The sequence below is a fragment of the Paenibacillus sp. FSL R5-0407 genome (genome assembly GCF_038009185.1).
In the GTDB taxonomy this organism is placed as follows: Bacteria; Bacillota; Bacilli; order Paenibacillales; family Paenibacillaceae; genus Fontibacillus; species Fontibacillus vini.
This window is the reverse complement of sequence record NZ_JBBPAX010000002.1, coordinates 954964-976042: the sequence shown is the minus strand read 5'-3', so window position 1 is coordinate 976042 and position 21079 is coordinate 954964. Positions and strand designations below refer to the sequence as shown.

The window sequence follows — 21079 nt, the reverse complement described above, 5'->3', positions numbered from 1 at the left end:
ATGCGGGGTAGTCCCTCTCTTTTTGTCTTTCTGTCAAGGCTAGCGGTGCTCGATTAGATCGATGGCGCCGAGCACGATATGGGCCAGGCCGAAACCGAGAGCTCCGGTTGCAGCAAGTTTGTACTTGCTTCCAAGCAGTGATGCGGCAGAAGCGGATACTACAGCTCCAAGAACAGTAGGAATCAAGCCTTCACGCATGCAAAACACCCCTTTGGACTGGATTGGAAAGACAACTTTATTCTGGGATAGGAGCGCCTGAATTATTCATCGACAAGAGAGAGTGAAGATTCAATCCTTTGCCCCCAAGGGTAAAAAGAGGTCAAAACAGTTAGCTAAGGGGTGAGACCTGGATGACACGGAGAAAGACGTCCCAGCAGATACAGCAGTTGGTGTTTGTGGGGCCTTCGACGATATTTTTTGTATTGATCGTAGCGGTCCCGTTTTTTCTGGGCTTATATTATGCGTTTACCGACTGGAACGGGATTTCCAGACAAGTGGATGGGGTCGGGCTGCGGAACTTTGCCCATATTTTTACCAAGGATCCCGCCTTTCTGAATTCGTTCTGGTTCACGGCGAAATTTACGGTGTTGGGCGTGTTGCTCACGAATGTAGTGGGCTTCTTGCTCGCCTATTTCTTAACAAAGCGTCTATATACGCGTAACGTGATGAGGACGGTCTTTTTCATGCCCCATGTAATCGGAGGATTGCTGCTCGGCTTTATCTGGCAGTTTATTTTCGTACGGGGCTTTGCGTCGATCGGCGGGGCTACCGGCTGGTCCTTTTTTAATCTCCCGTGGCTCGGGACGGAAGCGACTTCCTTCTGGGCGATCGTCATTGTGTTCGTCTGGCAGAACGCGGGTTATCTCATGGTTATATATATTTCCGCCATCAACAATGTACCGAAGAGCCTGATCGAAGCAGCCAAGGTTGACGGGGCCGGGCGCGGACAGGTGCTGAGAAGTGTCATCATTCCGCTCGTTATGCCTGCGGTCACGGTGTGCCTGTTCCTGGCACTCTCATGGTCGTTCAAGCTGTTTGATCTGAACCTCTCTCTGACCAAAGGCGGCCCGTTTAAATCGACGGAATCGGTAGCCCTGAACATTTACAACGAAGCCTTCAATATCAGCCGATTCGGCATGGGCTCGGCAAAGGCGATCATCTTCTTCGTTATAGTCGCGCTAATTTCGATTCTTCAGGTCCGGGCGACCAAGAGCAGGGAGGTTGAAATGTAATGGATACAGCCAAACGCTATCGCGGCGGAATGATTTTGATCGAAGCGCTGCTCATTCTCGGCGGACTGGTATTTCTGGTGCCTTTTTATTTTCTGATCGTGAATTCATTGAAAAGCTTTGGCGAAATTCTGACCGATTCGGCCGGATGGCCGAATGTTTTTCAGTGGGGGAACTATGCGGAAGCATGGAAAAAGACCTCGTTTCCCAAAGCCTTCGGCAATTCGCTGCTCGTCACGGTGGCGAGTAACTTGCTGCTCGTTTTGATGTGCTCGATGGCTGCTTACCGGATGGCCCGCAAGCCGACCCGGTATAACCGGTTCTTATATGCTGCGTTTGTCGCGGCGATGGTCATCCCGTTTCAGGCGATCATGATCCCGCTGGTCAAAGTGTCCAGCCTGCTAGGCATTATGAACTCGATTTGGGGACTGGTGATCTGCTATCTGGGCTTTGGCGCACCGCTTACGGTGTTCATGCTCCATGGGTTCGTCAAATCGGTTCCGCTGGATATTGAAGAAGCCGGCCGGGTTGACGGATGCACCGCTTACAGTACATTTTTCCGCATTATTTTGCCGCTCATGCAGCCGATTGCGGTAACGGTCATCATTTTGAACACCTTATGGATTTGGAATGATTATCTGATGCCGTCCCTGATTTTGCAGAAACCGGAGTTGTTTACAATCCCGATCGAGACGTTCGCTTTCTTCGGGCAGTATACCAAGCAGTGGAATTTAGCGCTTCCGGCTTTAGTTCTGGGCATTACGCCGGTAGTTATCTTTTTCCTGGCCATGCAAAAATATATTATCGAGGGCATCGCCCAAGGCTCGGTAAAAGGATAACGTTATCGCATCTTAGTGCGCATTATGCTTGATAGATAAAGCAAAAGGGCAAAGAAGGGCAAAGGAGGGTGAACCGAAATGAAACTGGGCAGACAACTCTTGCTCCTGCTCGTCATGGCGCTGCTGGTTGCCGGATGCGGCAAAAGCGGGCCGGAGATGGACGGGAAGCGTAAAGTACTGCATATTTTTCAGTTTAAGGTGGAAATTGCGGAAGCCATGGAACGCCTGAAGGCGGAATATGAAAAAGAACATCCGGACATCAAGCTGGATATCCAGACCGTCGGCGGCGGGAGCGATTACGGAGCATCCTTGCGGTCCAAATTCGCTTCGGGCGAAGAACCGGATATTTTTAATATCGGCGGATTTACGGAGATGGAAATGTGGCAGGAATACCTGGAAGATTTGTCGGACGAGCCTTGGGTGAAGGACGCCAAGGAAATTGCCAAGGAGCCGATGACAAAGGACGGCAAGCTTTACGGACAGCCGGTGAACCTGGAAGGTTACGGCTTTATATATAATAAGGACTTGTTTGAAAAAGCAGGAATCAAGGAGAAGCCTGTGACACTCAGCGAACTGCGGGAAGCGGCCGAGAAGCTGAAGGCGGCGGGAATCATACCGTTCTCCAACGGATACCAGGAGTGGTTCGTGCTCGGAAACCATAACGTCAATGCGGCATTCGCCAATCAAAAGGATCCGGCGGAGTTCATTCAGGGATTAACGGACGGCAAGTATAAGTTTGCGGATGATCCGGTTTTCAAGCAGTGGACCGAGCTGCTCGATTTGACGCTGGAATACGGCAACCCGAATCCGCTGACCACGGATTACAATACGCAGGTAACGATGTTTGCGGAAGGAAAAACGGCCATGCTGCAGCAAGGGAACTGGACCCAGGTGCAGCTCGACGGGATCAACCCGGACCTGAACATGGGTATTCTGCCGATGCCGGTCGATGATTCGGCGGAAGACAACGACAAGCTGTTTGTAGGCGTGCCGAACAACTGGGTCATTTATAAGGATTCCCCGGTCAAAGAAGAGGCTAAGGAATTCCTTAATTGGCTGGTGACTTCCGAGACGGGCAAAAGATACATCACCAAGGAATTCAAATTCATTCCGGCGTTCGACAGCATTCAAGGAAATGAGGAAGATCTGGGAGTGCTGGGGATGGAAGTGCTGAACTATACGGACGCCGACAAAGCGCTGACCTGGAACTGGTTCCGGTTCCCGAACGGGATGGCGCCTGAAATCGCCAGCAGCATTCAGGCTTATATCGGCGGAAAAATCGATAAGCAGGAAATGCTGGAGCAATTTCAGATGAACTGGGATAACCTGAGCGTGGAGTGAAAAAAGGCCACAAAATGGACGCAAGCGTCATACGGATGAGACACATCCGCGTGACGCTTGCTTTTGGTTTCTTTGTATATTCCCATGGGATTTATATTGCAACCCGCGCCTTCATGTACACGTTGAAGGTGCAACGTTATGGTTCCTGCCTAGACTACAACCGCAACTGTTTAACGGTTTCCAAAACAACAAAAGCCCTACCTCTCATTTGTCCTTGCGGCTCCGATGACCGCGCCAGCGTGAATTAGAAATACACGAAAATTCTTACTCTTTGGGTCAATCAAATAAGGAATTTTATACCGATCTGGTATTAGGAGAGTTATAATCTTTTGAGGAACTGCTATATGGGGTTTAACAATCTAATTATTCATATTACTGCAAATTTCATGAAAAGTCAACTGTGATTTTCAAAACAGCATAAGAAAACTCCGCTTCAAAGAAGCGGAGAGGGGATGATGAATAAGGCGAGCCGGCAAAATTAATTCGCAAATACATAGTCGTCGTTCGTTTTGGTCAGAAGCTCTTTGAAGCCCGAAGTGGCGTATAATTTCTTGTCTTTCGAAATAAATAAAGCTTCGGTATCGGGAGTATTCTCGATGAAGGCGAGACCTTCCTCTATGCCAAGGACAAACAGTGTCGTGGAGAGCGCATCGGCGTCCGTGGACCGGTTGGTTACGATCGTTACGCTGCTGATGCCATTATCCACGGGGTAACCCGTTTTCGGATTGATGATATGCTGGTACAACTGGCCGTCCTCGATAAAGAAACGCTCGTAGATCCCCGAGGTGACTACGGTTTTGTCTTCGACTTTAATGTTACCGATCGGGTTGCCCCGTTCCTGGTCGGGATCCTGAATTCCGATAGTCCAAAGGTTCCCGTTCGGCTTTTTCCCCATAGCGTAAACATTCCCGCCCAAATCGATAATGGCGCTGTTAAAGCCTTGTTCTGCCAGATAATCGTAAATCCGGTCTGCGGCGTAGCCTTTGCCTATAGAGCCTAAATCGATCGCCATTCCTTTTTCCTGCAAAAAGATTTCATGCTTGTCGGCGTTCATATCGATTTTGGTGTAATCACAAAGCGCCTGGGCAATGGCGATATCTTCAACTGCTGGAACATGGGCGCCTTCATGACCGATATTCCACAAAGTCACCAGGTTCCCGATCGCCGGATCGAATCGCCCGTCCGTCCGTTTGGCGTAGTCCAGCGCCGTGGAGACAAGATCATAGGTCTCCTCGGACACTTTTACTGGTGCCACACCGGAATTGGCGTTGACCTGGTAAATCTCGCTTCCCTCCGCCGTGCGGCTGATTCTGCCATCTATTTCTTGCATCAAGGCGTCAAGCTCCTCGAAATTTTTCGAAGTAGCCCGGTTGTCATATATTTTGACGTTTACCACGGTATCAAAAATAAAAAAGGTTTGGCCCAACGGTTCAACAGCCTGGTTTTTCGATGCTTTCGAGCCGACAGCGGTTCCGGTCTCTGACGAAGTACCGTTTCCGGAACATCCGCCCAGCAATGCCGCGACCATGGATAAAGCCACCAACAGGATTGCCGATTTGTTTTTTTTCATATTCGTAGCCTCTTTTCTCCTGTCATTTCGCCCTTGATTTTAGCAGAAAGTAATCGGTGCTAAAAGTACTTTTATTCACAAAGTAATAATTATCCTATAAAATTCCTTCTTAAGTGAGGATTTTGTGAAAAGCTTCTTGGAAAGCGACAAATATCACACGGCCGTGAGGAATGTTACAGGTATAATGGGTTCATCTAAGATTTATATAATTAAAAAATAAGGGAGTTTGCCATGAAACGCGGAGATATCCTACTTATCGGCTTAATTGTTGTCATTGCCGCAGCGTTTTTGGTCCCGAGGTGGCTCGGTGGGGACTCAAGTGAAAAAGATCACAATGAAAAACGCGTAGCAAAAATTACGGTTGACGGAAAGTTGTTCCGTACGGTGGAGTTGACCGGGGAAGAGCAAACCGTGGAAATCAAAACCGAGTTCGGATACAACCTGTTAAAAGTCCATGATTATGGAATAGAAATGATCGATGCCGATTGTCCGGACAAAGTTTGCCTTACGTTTGGGTTCGTGGAGCGAAACGGAGGGACGATCGTGTGTTTGCCGCATAAGTTGATTGTGGAAATTAGCGGTTCGTCCGGTGAAGGAGATGATGTCGATGTCATCGTTAAATGAACAATCGAATCTGGCATTAAAAAGAACGGTGATCGTTGCTATTTTCGCCGCGGTTGCGGTGGTGCTTAGTTTGGTGGAATCACTTATACCGATCAATATGAGCGTACCCGGCGCCAAACTGGGTCTGGCCAACATCATGGTGCTAACTTGCCTTTATTTTCTAAGGGCCAGGGATGCATTAATGATGGTCTTGCTCAAGACGCTGCTTACGGCATTTATATTCGGTACATTTTCGAGCTTTTTGTTCAGCATCATGGGGGCGCTGTTCAGCTTTGCGGCTATGTGGTTTCTGCTGTTGGTCGGCCGGAAGCGGCTTAGCGCCATCGGGATCAGTATTGTCGGCGGGATCGCCCACAATATCGGCCAGCTTACGGCCGCATCCCTGTATTTTAACACTACAAAAATATTCTACTATCTGCCGATGCTGCTCATTATGGGAGTACTCACCGGGATTGCCGTAGGCATTGCGGTACGGTATTTGATTCCTTCGTTATCCAAGCTTTCGCTGTTCGACGGATTTCTGACGGAAGCGGCTTAATGGCAGAATGGATGTCGGAAAGGGGAAAAGACGATGGAAGGGACCGGGCTTGCTTTCGAATTGCAGCAGGTATCTTTTGCATATGGGCCGGAGCAACCGGTTCTCGGTGATGTAACTCTCGACATTCCTCAAGGAAGTTGGGTGTCGCTGGTAGGGCCTAACGGTTGCGGGAAATCGACGCTCGCCAAGCTGCTTGGCGGTCTTCTGGCCGTGAACAGCGGCAGCATTATAGTAGAAGGAACTCCTCTGTTGAGGGAAACCGTCCAGCAAATTCGCCCTCGGATCGGCATGGTATTCCAAAATCCCGACAACCAATTTATCGGAGCTACCGTAGAGGAGGACATTGCATTCGGCTTGGAGGGCCGCTGTTTGCCAAGGGCGGAAATGGTAGAGCGGGTGAAGCGTTATGCGGATAAGCTGGAGATCGGCCACCTGCTGGCCAAACACCCCGCCGAATTGTCGGGGGGACAGAAGCAGCGGGTTGCTGTGGCGGCTATTTTGGCAATGGAGCCAGGGATCGTTATTTTTGATGAAGCGTCCTCCATGCTGGATGAGAAGGCACGGGGAGAACTGTTGAACATATTGCGTGAAATGAAGCAAAGCGGAAAATACACGATGATTTCCATTACCCATGACTCGGAGGAAATCATGGCTTCGGACCGTGCGATTGTGCTGCGGGATGGAGGGATCGCGGCCGACCTTAAGCCAAGGGATTTGTTCGGCGATGAAGAGCTGCTGGATTCCTGCCGGTTAATCGCTCCTTACGAAGTCCGGCTGGTCCGGGAACTCGGCCGGCAAGGTATCCGCTTGCCGGCCGGATACTGCGGCGAGGAGGTGGCGGAAGCGCTATGGCAATTGTATTCGAACAAGTAAGCTTCGCCTATGATGAACGCAGCCTTTGGCGCCACAGCGCGCTTGAAGAGGTTAGCCTGGAACTGGGAACAGGCGTGTTCGCCGCCGTTGCCGGCTCAACCGGCTCCGGCAAATCGACCCTGCTGCAGCATTTTAACGGCATATTGAAACCGACCGGGGGTAAAGTCCGGGTGCTGGATTTCACCTTGCAGGCCGGGGAAAAGCAGCCTCCGCTGCGCGAATTGCGGCGGCGCGTAGGACTGGTGTTCCAATTTCCGGAACAGCAATTGTTTGAAGATACAGTGGAGAAGGACCTCTGTTTCGGACCGCTGAACTTCGGGATGGGGGCGGAGGAAGCAAGGGACCGGGCCAGCAAGGCGCTCGCCTTGGTCGGTCTTGACGATTCGTTTCTTCCCCGCAACCCGTTTCATCTAAGCGGCGGGCAAATGCGCAAAGTGGCCATTGCCTCCGTATTGGCGATGGACCCGGATGTTATTGCGCTGGATGAGCCGACCGCAACGCTGGATCCGCAGAGCCGGGCCGAACTGGCCGAGCTGCTGTCCCGGCTCCAGCGGGAGCAAGGCAAGACGGTGATCGTCGTTACCCACCGGATGGAAGAGATGCTACCTTACGTAGATACATGGATCGTGATGAAGGGCGGAGCCAAGGTGTTCCAGGGTTCTCCGGCCGAGTTGGTCCGCGAATCGGGCTGGTTGGAAAAGGAATGCGGGCTGGCGGTTCCCGCCTGCATTACAACATGGAACAAGATTGCAGCGCGCTTCGGGCTGGAGGATGAAGAGCCGTGCCTGACCTCGGAGAAGCTGGCTTGGCGTGTCGCCCGGCTGCTGGAAGGGCCTGGGCAAAGCATCATGAGGGAAGGGGGCGGTTAGTAATGCGCAACAAATTACTGTTCGGGCGAAGCATCGATACCGGATCATGGGTCCATGGCGTAGACCCACGGGCGAAGTTGACTGGAATGATACTTTATCTGGCCGCCATCGTCATCGTCGGCTCCTGGCCGGCGCTCGGTATCGCAGTGGCTTTCTCGCTGGCGTATATGATCTCAACCCGGATTCCCCTGAAATATTACGCCAAAGCCGCCAAGCCTTTATGGATACTGATGGTTTTTATTTTTGCGGTCCAATGCCTGACGGTGAAACAGGGGGATGAGCTGTTTCGCCTGGGCTCGTGGGCTTTGTATACGGGGGGCTTAAGCAGCGGGCTGATCGCCGCCTCGCGGATGGCGCTGCTGGTCTCCTTTACGGCGATCCTTACGTTTACGACAACGCCGGGCTTGCTGAACCAGGGACTGGCGGGCGTGCTGGCGCCGCTCAGAATTGTCGGGATTTCGGCCCAACGGCTGACGCTTATGATGAGCATTGCGCTGCGGTTCATTCCGACGATTTTGGACGAAACTCACAAAATTTTGAAGGCTCAAGCTGCACGCGGCGCGGATCTGAAAGAGATGCCCTGGAAGGAAAAAGGGAAGATGCTGGTCTCGCTGCTGGTTCCGGTCACGGTCAGCGCTTTTCGCCGGGCTGAAGAGCTCGTGTTGTCGATGGAGTCCCGGGGGTACGTGATCGGGGCGCCCCGATCGGAATACCATTTGCTGAGCTGGCGTTTGCGGGACACCTTGTTTGTGGTGTCTTACGTGGCGCTTGTTGCGGCTGTGCTGTCAATTAGATGGATATAGACCTGCTAGTACAGCGGGAAAACGGAGGAGGAGAACACCGTGGCGCGTTATTTTAACGGTAGAGAAGTCGAACTGCTTGCACCGGTCGGAACATTCGAGATATTCAATGAGGTTATCAAGGCGAATTGCGATGCCGTTTATTTCGGCGGACCCAGTCTGAATATGCGTATGATGCGCAAGGGATACAATTTTACGCTGGAGGAAATTACGGAAGCGGTCAAAATCGCTCATAGCTTGGGCAAAAAGGCTTACGTGACCGTAAATAATCTGTTAAATGAAGGCGAAATCGAAGAGGCGAAAGACTATTTGCGGTTTCTTGAGCAGGCGGCTCCGGATGCGATTATCGTCCAGGATTTTGCCGTACTTGCTTTGATCAAGCAGTTGAACCTGTCGATCCCGGTGCATTCCTCGGTCATGATGAATGTACATAACGTGGAAATGGTTAGAGCGCTTCAAGAGATGGGCGTCACTCGGGTCGTCACGTCCCGCGAAATGGATTTGCATACGACACGCTATTTACAGGCCGTCACCGGTATGGAGCTGGAATATTTTATCCAAGGCGATATGTGCTCTGTCCATGGGGCTAATTGCTATTTCAGTTCCCTGGTATTCGGAATGAGCAGCAATCGGGGTAAATGCCTCAAGCCGTGCCGCTGGGATTACCGCATCAAAAAAGACGGCAACGTCTATCCTTCCGAATACCCGCTTGCCGTAAAAGACATGTTCATGTACGAGCATATTCCGGAACTCATTCACGGCGGTATCACTTCGTTTAAAATCGAGGGACGCATGCGGGACAAAGAATTTGTCATCATGCTGGTAAATGCCTACGGAGATGCGATAGATCGCTATATCAACGATCCGGCCGGGTTCGAGCGGAGTAAGGATACGGAGCTGCTTTATCAGAACCGGAAGCGCGATTTCTCCACGGCCTATGCCTTTGGGCGCCCAGGGCTGTCCAATATCAATAAACGGTATGAAGGGACCGGTAAGTTCTACAGTACGGGAAAAGTATTCAGTACGCCGACGGAGGAACGGGAGTTGGGCGTGAAACGGCTCGATGAAATCCGTGACAAATGGAGCGGCGGAAGTATGGATGAAGGTGGACGGCATAGCGACAAGTTGAGTGCAACGTTACTTACGGCTTCGGGGCGAACTGAGAAGCAGTCCCTTGGCGAGGTGTCGGTGCATGTGAATAATGTAGCACAGGCTAGGGCAGCGTTGGAAGCGGGGGCCGACCATATTTATTTGTCGGGCGATGTTTTTGAACCGGATCGTCCGTTTACTAAGGCGGAGATTATGGAATTGGCAGCAGTTAAGGGGCAGGCAAAGTTGTATGTGTGTCTGCCGCGGATGATGACGGAGCTGCATTTTGATATTTACGATGCGCTGCTGTCTGGGGAACGCCTCCCGATTGACGGGGTCATGGTAAGCAACCTGGGAGCAGTTCGCAAATTTGCCTCCAAAGGATATCCTCTTGTGGGCGATTTCAACTTGAATGTTTATAACCGGCTGTCTGCCGGATTCTATAGCGAGCTGGGTGTAGAGCGATTAACGGCATCGATGGAACTGCCGCTGCTGGATTTCACAGCGCTGCTCGCAAATTCCCCTGTACCGCTAGAAGCTATAGTCCACGGCTCTCCTGCTCTGATGTACATGGAGCATGACCTGTACGAGAATGCCGATGTATTCCAGCCGATCGGCGAGGAAGACAACCAATTCGTGGACAACAGCGTACTTGTGCTGATGACGGATAAAGGTGAAAACCCCGTTTACCGCGACGCCTATGGCCGCAACCATCTGACCTTAGCGAAGGAGCTCTGCCTTCTTCCGCTGGTGAAGGAATTGAAGGAAGCCGGATTGTCCGTCTTCCGGATCGAAGGAGCGACCTACCGGCCGGAGCAATTGGGGACAATCGTCGCCACGTATAAGGCCGCTTTGGCGGAGCCGGACACAGCCGTCGAGCTGTTCGCGGCATTGAAGCCGGTATACGCCGGCTACACGCTGGGCGCGCTGCAATTTGACGGCGGACCGGCAGGAGGCGTGGCTGGAGTTGGGGCCGGAGCTGGAGCTGGAGCCGGAGCCGGAGCTGGAGCTGATAAGGTCGATACTGAGGCAGCGGCTGGACTCGTAACAAGCGGGCTGGTGTGAAGTAAAACCTGGGGCTCGATTGAAGGTGAATTAACTGGAAAATCTACAGTTAATTTACGAGAAAACAGTCCCTGCACCAATTTAACTGGAAAACCTACATCTAATTTCGGGATTCTACCCCTTAATGGTCCTGAAATGGATAAATAGCTGTAGGTTTTCCATCTATATTTTTAATTAGGCTGAAAAACCGAAAAATAGATGTATTCTATCCAGTTATTTTTTGAGAAGAGAAGACAGAGATGGGAAAGTTGCGAAGGGAGCGGTGAACATGCAAAATTATTTGGGGCCTGAGGGTGTATTGGCTAAACGGAAACAGTACTTTTACCCGTGTACCAGTCATTTCTACCGGAATCCGCCACAGCTGGTCAAGGGGGAAATGCAGTACTTATACGGTCATGACGGTACGTGTTATACCGATTTTTTTGCCGGCGTTTCCGTGGTGGCCGGAGGGCATTGTAATCCGGAGATCGTGGAACGGACTGCAGAGCAGCTTGGAACGCTGCAGCATACCTGCACGATCTATCTGACCCAGCCGAACGTCGAACTGGCGGAACGGCTGGCGGGGGTACTACCCGGCGAGCTGAGCCGGACATTCTTTGTAAACAGCGGCTCGGAGGCCAATGAAGGCGCGCTGCTGCTCGCCCGGTTGTATACCGGGCGGAAGGGCTTTATCGCGCTGGAGCAGGGCCTGCACGGCCGGACGTATTTGACGATGAGCGTCACAGGCCTCCGGATGTGGCGCTCCGACCCGCAGCTCGCGGAGCTTGGCGCGGATGCGGACGTGACGTTCATCCCGCGGCCGTACGAACGCGGGATGAACGCCGATGAAGCGGCACGCCGCTCCATCGATGCGCTGAAGGCGGTGCTCGCGGAGAAAGGCGGCGATATCGCCGCCATGATCGTGGAGCCGATCCAGGGCAATGGAGGCATCATCGTGCCGCCGGACTGGTATTTCCCTGAAGTGAAGGCGTTGCTGGAGCAGTACGGCGTACTGCTCATCGCCGATGAGATTCAGACCGGCTTCGGCCGCACAGGCCGCATGTTCGCCATGGATCGCTGGGGTGTCACGCCCGACATCGTGACCATGGCGAAGGCGCTCGGGAGCGGCGTCCCCGTGGCCGCGTTCGCTTCGACGGACGCCATTGCCGCCAGCTTTACGCGGCCTTCGGCCTCCACGTTCGGCGGCAATCCGGTCTCGTCCGTCACCGCGCTGGCGGTGCTCGATTACATCGAAGCGCACCACCTGCCCGAACGCGCCGAACGCCTGGGCGGCCTGCTGCTCGCCGGTCTGAAGGATGTCGCCGCCCGCTATCCGCACGTCGTCTCCGAGGTGCGCGGCGCCGGCCTGATGATCGGCGCTGAGCTTTGCGCCGATGACGCCGAGCGCGGCGCTCTGATGGCCGACGATGTGCTGGAGGAGATGAAGGACCGCGGGTTCATCATCGGCAAGAACGGCGTAGGCCGCAATGTGTTGGCTTTCCAGCCTCCGTTGGTCATTACGGAGGACGATATTGCCGAAATGCTGGCTGCACTTGAGCGCTCATTGGATGCGGTGCATGAGGCAAGAGGAGGGAAAGATAATGGAGTACGCCCGTAAGGTCGGATCCAAAATCAAGCTGTACAGCGAGCTGGTCATGTTCTCGCATACGTTGTTTTCTCTGCCTTTTGCAATCATCTCGATGATCTGGGCTGCGGAAGGCTTCCCGTCCTGGCGCGTCATGCTGTGGGGGCTGATTGCCCTTATCGGGGCCCGCAATGGAGCCAATGCGTTTAACCGTATCGTGGACCGTACCTTTGACGCGCAGAATCCACGCACGGCTCATCGCCACCTGCCGCGCATGCTGCTAGGCGAAAAGGAAGTCTTGCTGTTTGTGGTCGTCAACTACGCCATCTTTATTTTTGCGGCGGCCATGCTGAATACGTTGTGCTTTATTTTGTCGCCGGTTGCCATTTTCCTGATATCTTCTTACTCTTATACCAAGCGATTCACGTACTTGAGCCACCTGTATTTAGGCTTTACTATCGCATCGGCTCCGATCGGCGCCTGGTTTGCCGTGACTGGCCAGTTTGCTTTTACTCCGTTCATTCTCGGCACCGTCGTGATGCTGTGGATTGCCGGCTTCGATATCATTTACGGCTCCCAGGATATTGAGTTCGACCGGAATCATGGACTTTGGTCCATACCGAGCATTTTTGGCTTAAAAAACGGCCTTCGTATCGCCGCAGGTCTGCACTTAATCATGGTTATGCTGTTGATCGCGTTAATCCCGATCCGACATCTGGGCTGGTTGTATATCGCCGGGATTGCGATCGCTATCTTTCTGCTGATGACCGAGCACAAAATCATCAAGCCTTCGAATCGCAAAGTGATGCACGTAGCTTCCTACAACTTAAATCAGGTGATCAGCATGGTGATCCTGTTGTTTACCCTTTGTGATTATTTTCTGATTTAAGCGAGATCATTTTAATAAACACGGCAGTCCGACGGGAGTAGTTGCTCCCTGAGGAACTGTCGTGTTTTTTTGTTCTTCAGGTCTCGGCTTAGGACTCGAATCTCTGATCTCAAATCTCGGATCTACGACCTCAGGCCTCGAATCTTGAATCTCGGATTTCTAACGGACATGGGAGCCTTTATCTCCGCCAATTTCCAGCTTTTCGGAATCTAACGGTCACCAGAGACCTTAAATATGCGAAAGGGAGCAAATTTGCTCTCAAATCAGGTCGATAAGGTCCGCTATGTCCGTTAGAATTTCAAAACCTCGGTTTTAGCCCAAATAGCGTCTTTGGTGTCCGTTAGAATTGCAAAAGGGGCACGTGCAGGGAGGGATAATGCTACAAGCGATCCAATACGCAGAAAAATGCTCGAAAGCGGAGTATGATGCTCCAATGAACAGTAATGTGCTCGAAAGCGGAATATGATGCTCCAATAAACAAAAATGTGCTTGAAAGCGGACTATGATGCTCCAAATGAACAGTAATGTGCTCTAAGGAGAAGTATGGTGCCACAATGAACAGTAATGTGCTCGAAGACGGAGTACGATGCCACAAATAAACAATAATGTGCTCGCATGCGAAGTATGGTGCTCCAATGAACTGTAATGTGCTCGAATGCGGAGTATGGTGCTCAATGAACAGTAATGTGCTCGAAAGCGGAGTATGATGCTCCAGTGAATGGTAATGTGCTCGAAGGCGGAGTATGATCCTCCAATGAACAGTAATGTGCTCGAAAGCGGAGTATGGTGCTCAATGAACAGTAATGTGCTCGAAAGCGGAGTATGATGCTCCAGTGAATGGTAATGTGCTCGAAGGCGGAGTATGATCCTCCAATGAACAGTAATGTGCCCGAAAGCGGAGTATAATGCTCCAATGAACAGTAATGTGCTCGAAGGCGGAGTATGATGCTCCAGTGAATGGTAATGTGCTCGAAGGCGGAGTATGATCCTCCAATGAACAGTAATGTGTTCGAAGGCAAGGTATGATGCTCCAATGAACAGTAATGCGCTCGAAAGCGGAGTATGATGCTCCAATGAACAGTAATGTGCTCGAAAGAGGAGTATGGTGCTCTATGAATAGTAATGTGCTCGTAGGCAAAGTAGGGTGCTCCAATGAACAGTAATGTGCTCGAAGGTAGGAGTATGATGCCCCATAAACAGCAATATGCTCGCAGGACGAGCCAGTTGCTCTAAGACAGCAGCAATACGCCCTAAAACGCGGTACACCCGAGCCGAGCAAGGAGTTCTCATTCCCAGCAAATGCTCCAAGCGCAGCAACACACCCCCGTGGCGCAGCAACACGATCCAAGCCTAGCAACCCGCCCCAAGGCATACAAAACGCCCTGACCATGTCGGGAGACGGGTCAGGGCGTTTATCATCGTTGTTGTTCTATCCTGAGGAAGCCTCCCTAGCTTTCGCGGCCCCCGAAGTATTGGAGCAGCACCAGCAAATCGCGGTGGGCGGGGTAATGGCTGAGACGGTTGATGATGTCACGGGCTTCGTCCAGGTACTGGGCGCTCAGGCATTCGCTCTTTTGAAGCGCGTCGGAGTGCTGGATCGCAGCGATGACGAGGTCGGTGACCTCCGCAGGTGTATCCGCAGAGATGGCGCGGATGGATGGCGCCAGTTCCTCGTCCTGCAGTGCATAGAGGACGGGAAGGGTGACCTGGCCTTTGCGCAGATCGCTGCCGGCGGGCTTCCCGAGTTTCTCCGCGGACTGCGTGAAGTCCAGGATGTCGTCGCGGATCTGGAAGGCCATGCCGAGCTTTTCACCAAAGCTGTAGAGCAGGTCGGCCGTTTCCTCATTAGCTCCGGCGGCTTGGGCACCGATCCGCAAGCAAGTAGCCATGAGCTGGGCGGTTTTATTTCTCGACTTCTCCAGATATTCTTCTACGGTTACGTTGTAATCGTATAGATGGGCCAACTGTTGGTATTCTCCCAGACAGAGCTGTGTAGTAGCCAGGGAGGAGAGGTCGTAAACGTACCGCTCCCGATCCGCCGAGTAGACCGAGATGAGCTCGATGACTCTGGCGGACATATAATTGCCGACATGCAGGGCTTCGTTAATGCCGATCTTAACATGCAGGGCTTTTTGTCCTCGGCGAACCGGAGAGTCGTCGATAATATCATCATGAATCAGAGAAGCCGCATGGATGAATTCGGCGGCCGCCGCGAGTCTCCATATTTTGCGTTCATCAGGAGAAGGGCCGAAGCGGCTGCCGACAATGACCATGAGCGGGCGGACTCTCTTGCCCCCGGAACGGACCAGATCGATAATACTCTTGGCAAGCGTGGAGGAACGGGGGACATCCTTGTCATGCTTGACTATATTTTCAATTTCCCTGTCGACCGACCGGAGCGGAATGTCTAGCGCCTCATCCAGTTTAAGCTTCATGCTGAACCCTCCTTCTTCATGTTGACGGATAAACGCGGAATATTCTATATTGCCTGGCTTTGTCGGGCTCGGTTGCTCTCTAACCGCAAATATAATTCCATCCCTTTAAATAAACGTTCGTCTTCAAATCTGCCGCCAGCCCGCTTGATTTGAATCTGCTTGATGACGGGAGCCAGATGGACCAGAAGGTCGATCTCCTGCCACCCCAGGCAGAGTTGGACATAAAAGCTGTATAAGTAGTCGCCGTCCAGCACCAAGCGTGTCAGAGATTCTCCGTTGGAGGTAGCGTCACAGGCACTATGGCGAGAGAGGGCGAGCTTGATTGCGATGTAAATGGACAAGAGACGCTGGCGGCGTACCGCAGCCATCTCGTACTTTTCCAATAATTTTGCAAACGGCAGTACGTCTTCATTAGAAATATTCAATTGAATCCCGGTATCGGGCGAAATTTCGCCCTGTAACAAATGACATGCGTCTTGGATGAGCTCATGGGTCATAAGGGCACACTCCTCGGGCTGAAATGCCGCGATAGTTAAAATCTTAGGTAATAGTGTAAAAATTAGAGTAATGTGCGACGACGCACATTACTCTTTTTGAGATCAGTTAAAATACTTAAAAGTGCAAGTTCAAAAGTCGGATTTCTATAGTCGGAAGGCTATTCCGTATATAAGTACCATCTTCGAACGAGTGGAATTCTCTTCCATTGTTTCTTGAGCCAAGGCAGAACGTAGTAGTCAAGGCCGAATGTGCTGCCCGAGCCGCCGATCAATGCGACGCCTGCGGTCATGTACCAGAGCATTTCAGACGAAGCCATGCTGGACGACCAGATCATGACGCCGAGAGCCACAGTTGCTGCGGAAGCTACGGCTGTGAACAGTCCAACAATAATCATGACGCCGAGGGCGATTTCCATGAATACCATGAAGAACTGGAACACCGTGGCCAAAGCGGTAAATCCGCCGTCCGAGGAATAGAAGAAGACATCCATGAACCAGCTTACGATGCTCTTAACGAATCCTGGTACCGGCAGTGCGGTAACCGCTGTAGAAGCACTTTCGACAGCCGAAGCCGCGGTTTGGGCATCTACGGTTTGCGTAACGTTCGAAGCGGCTTCACTGGCTGCGGAGACCGCGTCACCCGCATTCGGGTTAGCAGGAATCAGGAAGATGTTCGACGGATCTTTGAAAATCTTCGGCAGTTTATCCAGACCTTCTTCCAACCACTTGTATCCGACGAAGACGCGGAGCGGGAGGAGCCAGAAGTTTGGAGAACGTTTTGCGAAATGTCCGCCGACGAAGCTTCTGCGGTTGTTTACATGGAAGAATTCATGCATCATGTAAGTCCAAACTTTGGCGAAGCCGGCTACTGTAAACAGATAATACATATTAATTAAGTGCTTGGAGAACATCGCCATGAAACCGGTGAGCATGAACATTTTGTTCGGTAGACCCACGTTGGCGACGCCGTAGCGGCTGCCGATACATACCATCGTACCGTGGAAGCCCGGTTTATAGGATTTCTTAGGTTTGTTATGAACATCGGCATGGATGTTATGGGCGATCAACGGTCCGGCTTGCTCGGCGTTTTCTACCATTTGCGGTACAGGGCGGGTTTCGCCTTCCGGAATGAAGAAAATGTTGTCGCCGACGATGTAAACATTTTCGTGATCGACGCTTTGCAGCTTGTCGTTCGTAACGATCCGTTTACGGCCTTCTTGTTTCACATCCAGCTTGCCTACCAGTTCGGAGCCTTCGACGCCTGCGGTCCATACTACGGTATCCGCTTCGAGTTCTTTGTCTCCGAGTACGACGCCGGTAGGAGTTACGCCGGTAATTTTGGCGCTGGTGATGATTTCGACATTCATTTTGTTAAGGCGTTTTGTAGCCTTTTCAATCAGCTTGTCAGGCAGGATCGGCAAAATTTTCGGTGCCATATCCGCTACAACAAGACGAACCTCACTAGGATCAATGTAGAATTCCTTGCAGAGCTCATCGCGGAACTCCGCCATTTCGCCGACCAGCTCGACACCGGTAAAGCCGGCGCCAACGACGACGAAGGACAACATTTTCCGGCGTTTGGCCGGGTTGGTCTCTTTCGCTGCCAGACCGAACTTGTTGCGGATCTGTTCTTTCAAGCGGACGGCGTCTTCATAAGACCAAAGGGTCAGGGAATGCTCCTCGGCACCCGGTATGCCAAAGAAGGTTGGCTTACAACCGGTACCGATGACCAGGTAATCGTACTTGTAAGTGTTTTTCTCGGAACGGAGTTGTTTGGAAGCAAAATCGATATGATCGATGGAGTCCAATACAACGTCTACCTTTTGACCCGCGAAAATCTTCTTCAACTCGATCTTGACTGAATCTTCCGGTGCCCGGTTGGCTGCGACTTCATGCAGTTCTGTCAAAAGAGTGTGGTAGGGATTGCGGTCAATCAGCGTAATTTCTACGTCTTTATCTTTTTTGAACAGTTTGGCCAGGTGCTTGGATGTAACGACACCGCCATAACCGCCGCCGAGAACGACTATTTTTTTCAAGAGGTTCACCTTCTCGTTATATGGTGGAAAACATGTAGTTCAGGCGTTATTTATTTCGCTTGTTCCAGCGCTTTTGTCACCAGATCGAAGTAGGATTTCAAGCTGATCGATACGCCGGAAATGGCGTCGGTTTTGCCTTCTTCATTGAATGTAAGGGAAGCTGGATCTTGTTGCTCAACCAGATAAGCTTCAGCTTTGGCTGCTTCTTCATGCCATTCGGCTTGCGCTCCGCCATTAGCCTTCATGCCGTATTTGCCGTCAACCGAGTTTTGTTTCTTGTCTTCGCCGGCTTCGTTCACGCCGCTGAAGTTGACTTTAACGATTTTGCCTGCAGCGATGACTACGTCAGCTGTTTCTTTCCAGCCGGAATGCTCGTCGAATTTGTCGCCTTCAGCATGGTAGGTGCCGTCTTTGTAAGTTCCGGCTTCAACCGGACCGGCGGTCAGGGCTTTGTCAGCCAAGTCGAAGAATTCATTTACATGTACAGATACGCCGCTGATTGCATCGGTTTTGCCTTCTTCATTTAGCGTAATGGCTTTAGGATCTTGTTTCTCGATCAGGTATTGCTCCGTTTTTTCGGCTTGCTCATGCCATTCGGAAGAAGCACCGCCGGCTTTCATGCCGTATTTGCCTTCTTTGGAATAAGTCACTTTGTCTACGCCTACGTTAGCATTGATTCCATTCCATTTAGCTTCCGTGATTTTGCCTCCGGATACTGTCAGGGTAACGTAATATTGCCAGCCGGTTTTTGCGTCAGCTTCGCCTTGTGCAAAATAAACGCCGTCTTGATACTTGCCTTGTTCTGCCGTTGTATCCGTGCTGTTTGCGTTGCCTGCGGCGCTGTTCTCAACAGGGGTGTTGTTGGCAGGTGCTGCATTATTTCCGTCTTTGTCGGAACCGCAGCCTGCAAGCAGACCAAGCAGTAAGGCACTGCACAGTAGAATGGATGCTTTTTTCATAATAAATGACCTCCAGTTATAAAATATATATATTAAAATGTGAAGACATTTTAATAACTTGCGAAGCGGGGGAGACGGCGCCGTTACAGGATTTTCAAGGCCTGAAAGGAGTCCGAAAACCTTTGCTCGATGGAATTTTAGCATATATACATATGGGTTAATGTGAAAAATATCACGTGGTATGTGATATAAAATAACCCTGAAAAACCCGGCAGGCAAGGCACTGCATGAGCTTTCAGGGTTGTAAGCGGTTGCTTAACTCTAAAATTAAATTTTTAAAAATTTTATTTTTTTTTAAAGACGCTTTTCCGGGTCTTCCTGCCCCGGAATTAATTCGACTTCGGGCACTACCGGAGCATAAGGGGAGCCGCGATAACTGAATATTTTTTTGATCTTGTCCCGTTGCGTTTTAGGCCCGAGGATGTACAACGTATCTCCCTCTTCAATAATCGTGTTGCCGCGAGGCGTGACGATTTGTTCGCCCCGGATGACCGCGGTGACCAGAACCTCTTCAGGAAGGTCCAGCTCCTGCAATTCCTTACCTATGATTTTCATTCCGGCATGGATATGAAGATGATTGATTTCCGATTTGGTCTTGCCGAGCGCTACCAGTTCAAGAAGTGAATGGGGCTGTGAATCGCTTTCTCCGGCCAATCCCAGCTTGCCGGCAAAAGGGGAGATGGTGCTTCCCTGAATGATAGCCGAAGTTAAAATGACGAAGAAAACGACGTTAAAGAACAAGGGGCCGTTAGGAAGCCCGCTCATCAAGGGATAGGTCGCCAGCACGATCGGCACGGCGCCGCGAAGCCCCGCCCAGGAAATCAAAGCTTTCTCTTTTAATGAATATTTAGCGAATAACAAACTTACGTAGACACCGATTGGGCGGGCCACGAGCATCAAGACCATGGATAAGACGAGACCGGGGAGCATGATTCCCGGCAATTCGGCAGGGAACACCAGCAGTCCGAGCAGCGTAAACATGGTGATTTGCATGATCCAGCCAAACCCTTTATTAAATTGAAGAATCGACTGCTTGTAAGTCAGGTCGGAATTGCCGAGAACCAGAGCCATGACATAAACCGCCAACAGCCCGCTGCCGTGAACGACTGCCGTAATGCCGTATGTCAGAGTGGCAAAACCGACGGCTATGACCGGATAAAGTCCGGAGGAATCGAAATCGATGCTGTTGATGACTTTGACGGCGACCCATCCGAAGCCAAGCCCGAGCAGCAGCCCGAGACCCATTTCCATGAAAAAGGAAAAAATCAGCGGTAGCAGATCATGATTGGGATGCTGAATCCATTCAATCAAGGATACAGTCAGAAACACCGCCATCGGGTCATTGCTGCCCGACTCGGCTTCCAGCGTGGATGTAAGCCGCTCTTTGATATTTTTTCCGCCGAGGACGGAGAAAACCGCTGCGGCGTCGGTAGAGCCGACAATGGCGCCGAACAGCAGGCCTTCCTCGAACGGAACGTTCAATATATAGTAGGCGCTTATTCCGATGATCAAGGTTGTAAGAATGACGCCGATGGTTGACAGTGACAAGGCGCTCGGGATAATCGGCTTGATTGTGATGTATTTGGTCTGCATGCCTCCCTCAAAGAGAATGACGATCAGGGCGAAAGTACCGACCAATTGGGCGATAAAGGCATTGTCAAAGTATATGAATCGGCTCAGAACCATTCCTGCCGCTATAAAAAATACAAGGGAGGGCAGACCAAAGCGGCTGGAAAATTTGGTGGCGAATACGCCGATCAGGAGTAAGCCGGCCAGCAGAATGACGATGGAGTCGGTATAATCGGTTAAGTCCATAGCTTCCTCCTTTTAGATTTAGGGTCATCACAAAATCGTGTTTTTAT

19 protein-coding genes are annotated in these 21079 nt (G+C 51.4%); 12 read left to right on the top strand and 7 right to left on the bottom strand.

Annotated elements, in window-relative coordinates; all coding sequences use genetic code 11:
* Positions 1–39 precede the first annotated feature (39 nt).
* Entirely contained in the window at positions 40–198 is a 159-nt protein-coding gene (locus NYE70_RS23455) for an asparagine synthase (RefSeq protein ID WP_114499079.1), read from the bottom strand.
* A 152-nt stretch (positions 199–350) separates the two neighbouring features.
* On the opposite strand from NYE70_RS23455, the gene NYE70_RS23450 reads away from it, so the two are divergent.
* The 4 genes from NYE70_RS23450 (at position 351) to NYE70_RS23435 (ending at position 3657) form a co-directional block, all read left to right on the top strand.
* The gene (locus NYE70_RS23450; protein WP_211023872.1) at positions 351–1232 is read left to right on the top strand and encodes a carbohydrate ABC transporter permease; all 882 of its coding nucleotides are present in this window, start codon (positions 351–353) and stop codon (positions 1230–1232) included.
* Positions 1232–2068 carry a carbohydrate ABC transporter permease gene (locus tag NYE70_RS23445; RefSeq protein ID WP_341048508.1) on the top strand — a complete coding sequence of 279 codons (837 nt, stop codon included), beginning with the start codon at positions 1232–1234 and terminating at the stop codon, positions 2066–2068. Before NYE70_RS23450 ends, NYE70_RS23445 begins: the two co-directional genes overlap by 1 nt.
* Before the next feature lie 78 nt (positions 2069–2146).
* Positions 2147–3409 (top strand): ABC transporter substrate-binding protein, encoded by a 1263-nt coding sequence (locus NYE70_RS23440; RefSeq protein WP_211023868.1) that lies wholly within the window; start codon positions 2147–2149, stop codon positions 3407–3409.
* Complete coding sequence (locus tag NYE70_RS23435) at positions 3406–3657, top strand: hypothetical protein (protein ID WP_341048507.1); 252 nt, start codon at positions 3406–3408, stop codon at positions 3655–3657. The genes NYE70_RS23440 and NYE70_RS23435 overlap by 4 nt, the downstream gene beginning before the upstream one ends.
* Positions 3658–3887: 230 nt before the next feature.
* On the opposite strand, the gene NYE70_RS23430 is transcribed toward NYE70_RS23435, so the two are convergent.
* Positions 3888–4979, bottom strand: a complete 1092-nt coding sequence (locus NYE70_RS23430; RefSeq protein ID WP_213655583.1) for an FAD:protein FMN transferase — start codon at positions 4977–4979, stop codon at positions 3888–3890.
* A gap of 231 nt (positions 4980–5210) precedes the next feature.
* Between NYE70_RS23430 and NYE70_RS23425 the strand changes: the two genes are divergently transcribed.
* The 8 genes from NYE70_RS23425 (at position 5211) to NYE70_RS23390 (ending at position 13290) form a co-directional block, all read left to right on the top strand.
* A complete protein-coding gene (locus tag NYE70_RS23425; RefSeq protein WP_211023864.1) occupies positions 5211–5603 on the top strand; it encodes a NusG domain II-containing protein in 393 nt (130 codons plus the stop codon).
* The gene (locus NYE70_RS23420; protein ID WP_211023862.1) at positions 5587–6141 is read left to right on the top strand and encodes a Gx transporter family protein; all 555 of its coding nucleotides are present in this window, start codon (positions 5587–5589) and stop codon (positions 6139–6141) included. Before NYE70_RS23425 ends, NYE70_RS23420 begins: the two co-directional genes overlap by 17 nt.
* Before the next feature lie 33 nt (positions 6142–6174).
* On the top strand, positions 6175–7014 hold the full coding sequence (locus NYE70_RS23415) for an ATP-binding cassette domain-containing protein (RefSeq protein WP_341048506.1): 840 nt from the start codon (positions 6175–6177) through the stop codon (positions 7012–7014).
* Positions 6990–7883 carry an energy-coupling factor transporter ATPase gene (locus tag NYE70_RS23410; protein ID WP_341048504.1) on the top strand — a complete coding sequence of 298 codons (894 nt, stop codon included), beginning with the start codon at positions 6990–6992 and terminating at the stop codon, positions 7881–7883. The genes NYE70_RS23415 and NYE70_RS23410 overlap by 25 nt, the downstream gene beginning before the upstream one ends.
* A gap of 2 nt (positions 7884–7885) precedes the next feature.
* A complete protein-coding gene (locus NYE70_RS23405) occupies positions 7886–8686 on the top strand; it encodes an energy-coupling factor transporter transmembrane component T family protein (RefSeq protein WP_341048503.1) in 801 nt (266 codons plus the stop codon).
* Positions 8687–8725: 39 nt separating this feature from the next.
* Positions 8726–10837, top strand: a complete 2112-nt coding sequence (locus NYE70_RS23400) for a peptidase U32 family protein (protein ID WP_341048502.1) — start codon at positions 8726–8728, stop codon at positions 10835–10837.
* A gap of 268 nt (positions 10838–11105) precedes the next feature.
* Positions 11106–12434 carry an aspartate aminotransferase family protein gene (locus NYE70_RS23395; RefSeq protein ID WP_341048501.1) on the top strand — a complete coding sequence of 443 codons (1329 nt, stop codon included), beginning with the start codon at positions 11106–11108 and terminating at the stop codon, positions 12432–12434.
* Positions 12418–13290 carry a UbiA-like polyprenyltransferase gene (locus NYE70_RS23390; protein ID WP_290407678.1) on the top strand — a complete coding sequence of 291 codons (873 nt, stop codon included), beginning with the start codon at positions 12418–12420 and terminating at the stop codon, positions 13288–13290. The genes NYE70_RS23395 and NYE70_RS23390 overlap by 17 nt, the downstream gene beginning before the upstream one ends.
* Before the next feature lie 1448 nt (positions 13291–14738).
* Here NYE70_RS23390 and NYE70_RS23385 read toward each other — a convergent pair.
* From NYE70_RS23385 to NYE70_RS23365, 5 genes are all read right to left on the bottom strand, one after another.
* Positions 14739–15725, bottom strand: coding sequence for a polyprenyl synthetase family protein (locus tag NYE70_RS23385; protein WP_341048500.1), 987 nt, complete (start codon positions 15723–15725; stop codon positions 14739–14741).
* Positions 15726–15769: 44 nt separating this feature from the next.
* Entirely contained in the window at positions 15770–16222 is a 453-nt protein-coding gene (locus tag NYE70_RS23380; RefSeq protein ID WP_341048499.1) for a hypothetical protein, read from the bottom strand.
* A 158-nt stretch (positions 16223–16380) separates the two neighbouring features.
* Positions 16381–18258: an NAD(P)/FAD-dependent oxidoreductase gene (locus NYE70_RS23375; RefSeq protein ID WP_211023841.1), complete on the bottom strand. Its 1878-nt coding sequence runs from the start codon at positions 18256–18258 to the stop codon at positions 16381–16383.
* A 50-nt stretch (positions 18259–18308) separates the two neighbouring features.
* Entirely contained in the window at positions 18309–19217 is a 909-nt protein-coding gene (locus NYE70_RS23370; protein WP_211023839.1) for an FMN-binding protein, read from the bottom strand.
* 294 nt (positions 19218–19511) lie between these two features.
* The gene (locus NYE70_RS23365; protein ID WP_341048498.1) at positions 19512–21032 is read right to left on the bottom strand and encodes a potassium/proton antiporter; all 1521 of its coding nucleotides are present in this window, start codon (positions 21030–21032) and stop codon (positions 19512–19514) included.
* Between the last annotated feature and the right edge of the window lie 47 nt (positions 21033–21079).

Bases quoted from the DNA above. Each gene is read 5' to 3' on its own strand.
- NYE70_RS23455 (WP_114499079.1), bottom strand. From the start codon at position 198: ATGCGTGAAGGCTTGATTCCTACTGTTCTTGGAGCTGTAGTATCCGCT.
- NYE70_RS23450 (WP_211023872.1), top strand. From the start codon at position 351: ATGACACGGAGAAAGACGTCCCAGCAGATACAGCAGTTGGTGTTTGTG.
- NYE70_RS23445 (WP_341048508.1), top strand. From the start codon at position 1,232: ATGGATACAGCCAAACGCTATCGCGGCGGAATGATTTTGATCGAAGCG.
- NYE70_RS23440 (WP_211023868.1), top strand. From the start codon at position 2,147: ATGAAACTGGGCAGACAACTCTTGCTCCTGCTCGTCATGGCGCTGCTG.
- NYE70_RS23430 (WP_213655583.1), bottom strand. From the start codon at position 4,979: ATGAAAAAAAACAAATCGGCAATCCTGTTGGTGGCTTTATCCATGGTC.
- NYE70_RS23425 (WP_211023864.1), top strand. From the start codon at position 5,211: ATGAAACGCGGAGATATCCTACTTATCGGCTTAATTGTTGTCATTGCC.
- NYE70_RS23420 (WP_211023862.1), top strand. From the start codon at position 5,587: ATGTCATCGTTAAATGAACAATCGAATCTGGCATTAAAAAGAACGGTG.
- NYE70_RS23415 (WP_341048506.1), top strand. From the start codon at position 6,175: ATGGAAGGGACCGGGCTTGCTTTCGAATTGCAGCAGGTATCTTTTGCA.
- NYE70_RS23410 (WP_341048504.1), top strand. From the start codon at position 6,990: ATGGCAATTGTATTCGAACAAGTAAGCTTCGCCTATGATGAACGCAGC.
- NYE70_RS23405 (WP_341048503.1), top strand. From the start codon at position 7,886: ATGCGCAACAAATTACTGTTCGGGCGAAGCATCGATACCGGATCATGG.
- NYE70_RS23395 (WP_341048501.1), top strand. From the start codon at position 11,106: ATGCAAAATTATTTGGGGCCTGAGGGTGTATTGGCTAAACGGAAACAG.
- NYE70_RS23390 (WP_290407678.1), top strand. From the start codon at position 12,418: ATGGAGTACGCCCGTAAGGTCGGATCCAAAATCAAGCTGTACAGCGAG.
- NYE70_RS23385 (WP_341048500.1), bottom strand. From the start codon at position 15,725: ATGAAGCTTAAACTGGATGAGGCGCTAGACATTCCGCTCCGGTCGGTC.
- NYE70_RS23380 (WP_341048499.1), bottom strand. From the start codon at position 16,222: ATGACCCATGAGCTCATCCAAGACGCATGTCATTTGTTACAGGGCGAA.
- NYE70_RS23370 (WP_211023839.1), bottom strand. From the start codon at position 19,217: ATGAAAAAAGCATCCATTCTACTGTGCAGTGCCTTACTGCTTGGTCTG.
- NYE70_RS23365 (WP_341048498.1), bottom strand. From the start codon at position 21,032: ATGGACTTAACCGATTATACCGACTCCATCGTCATTCTGCTGGCCGGC.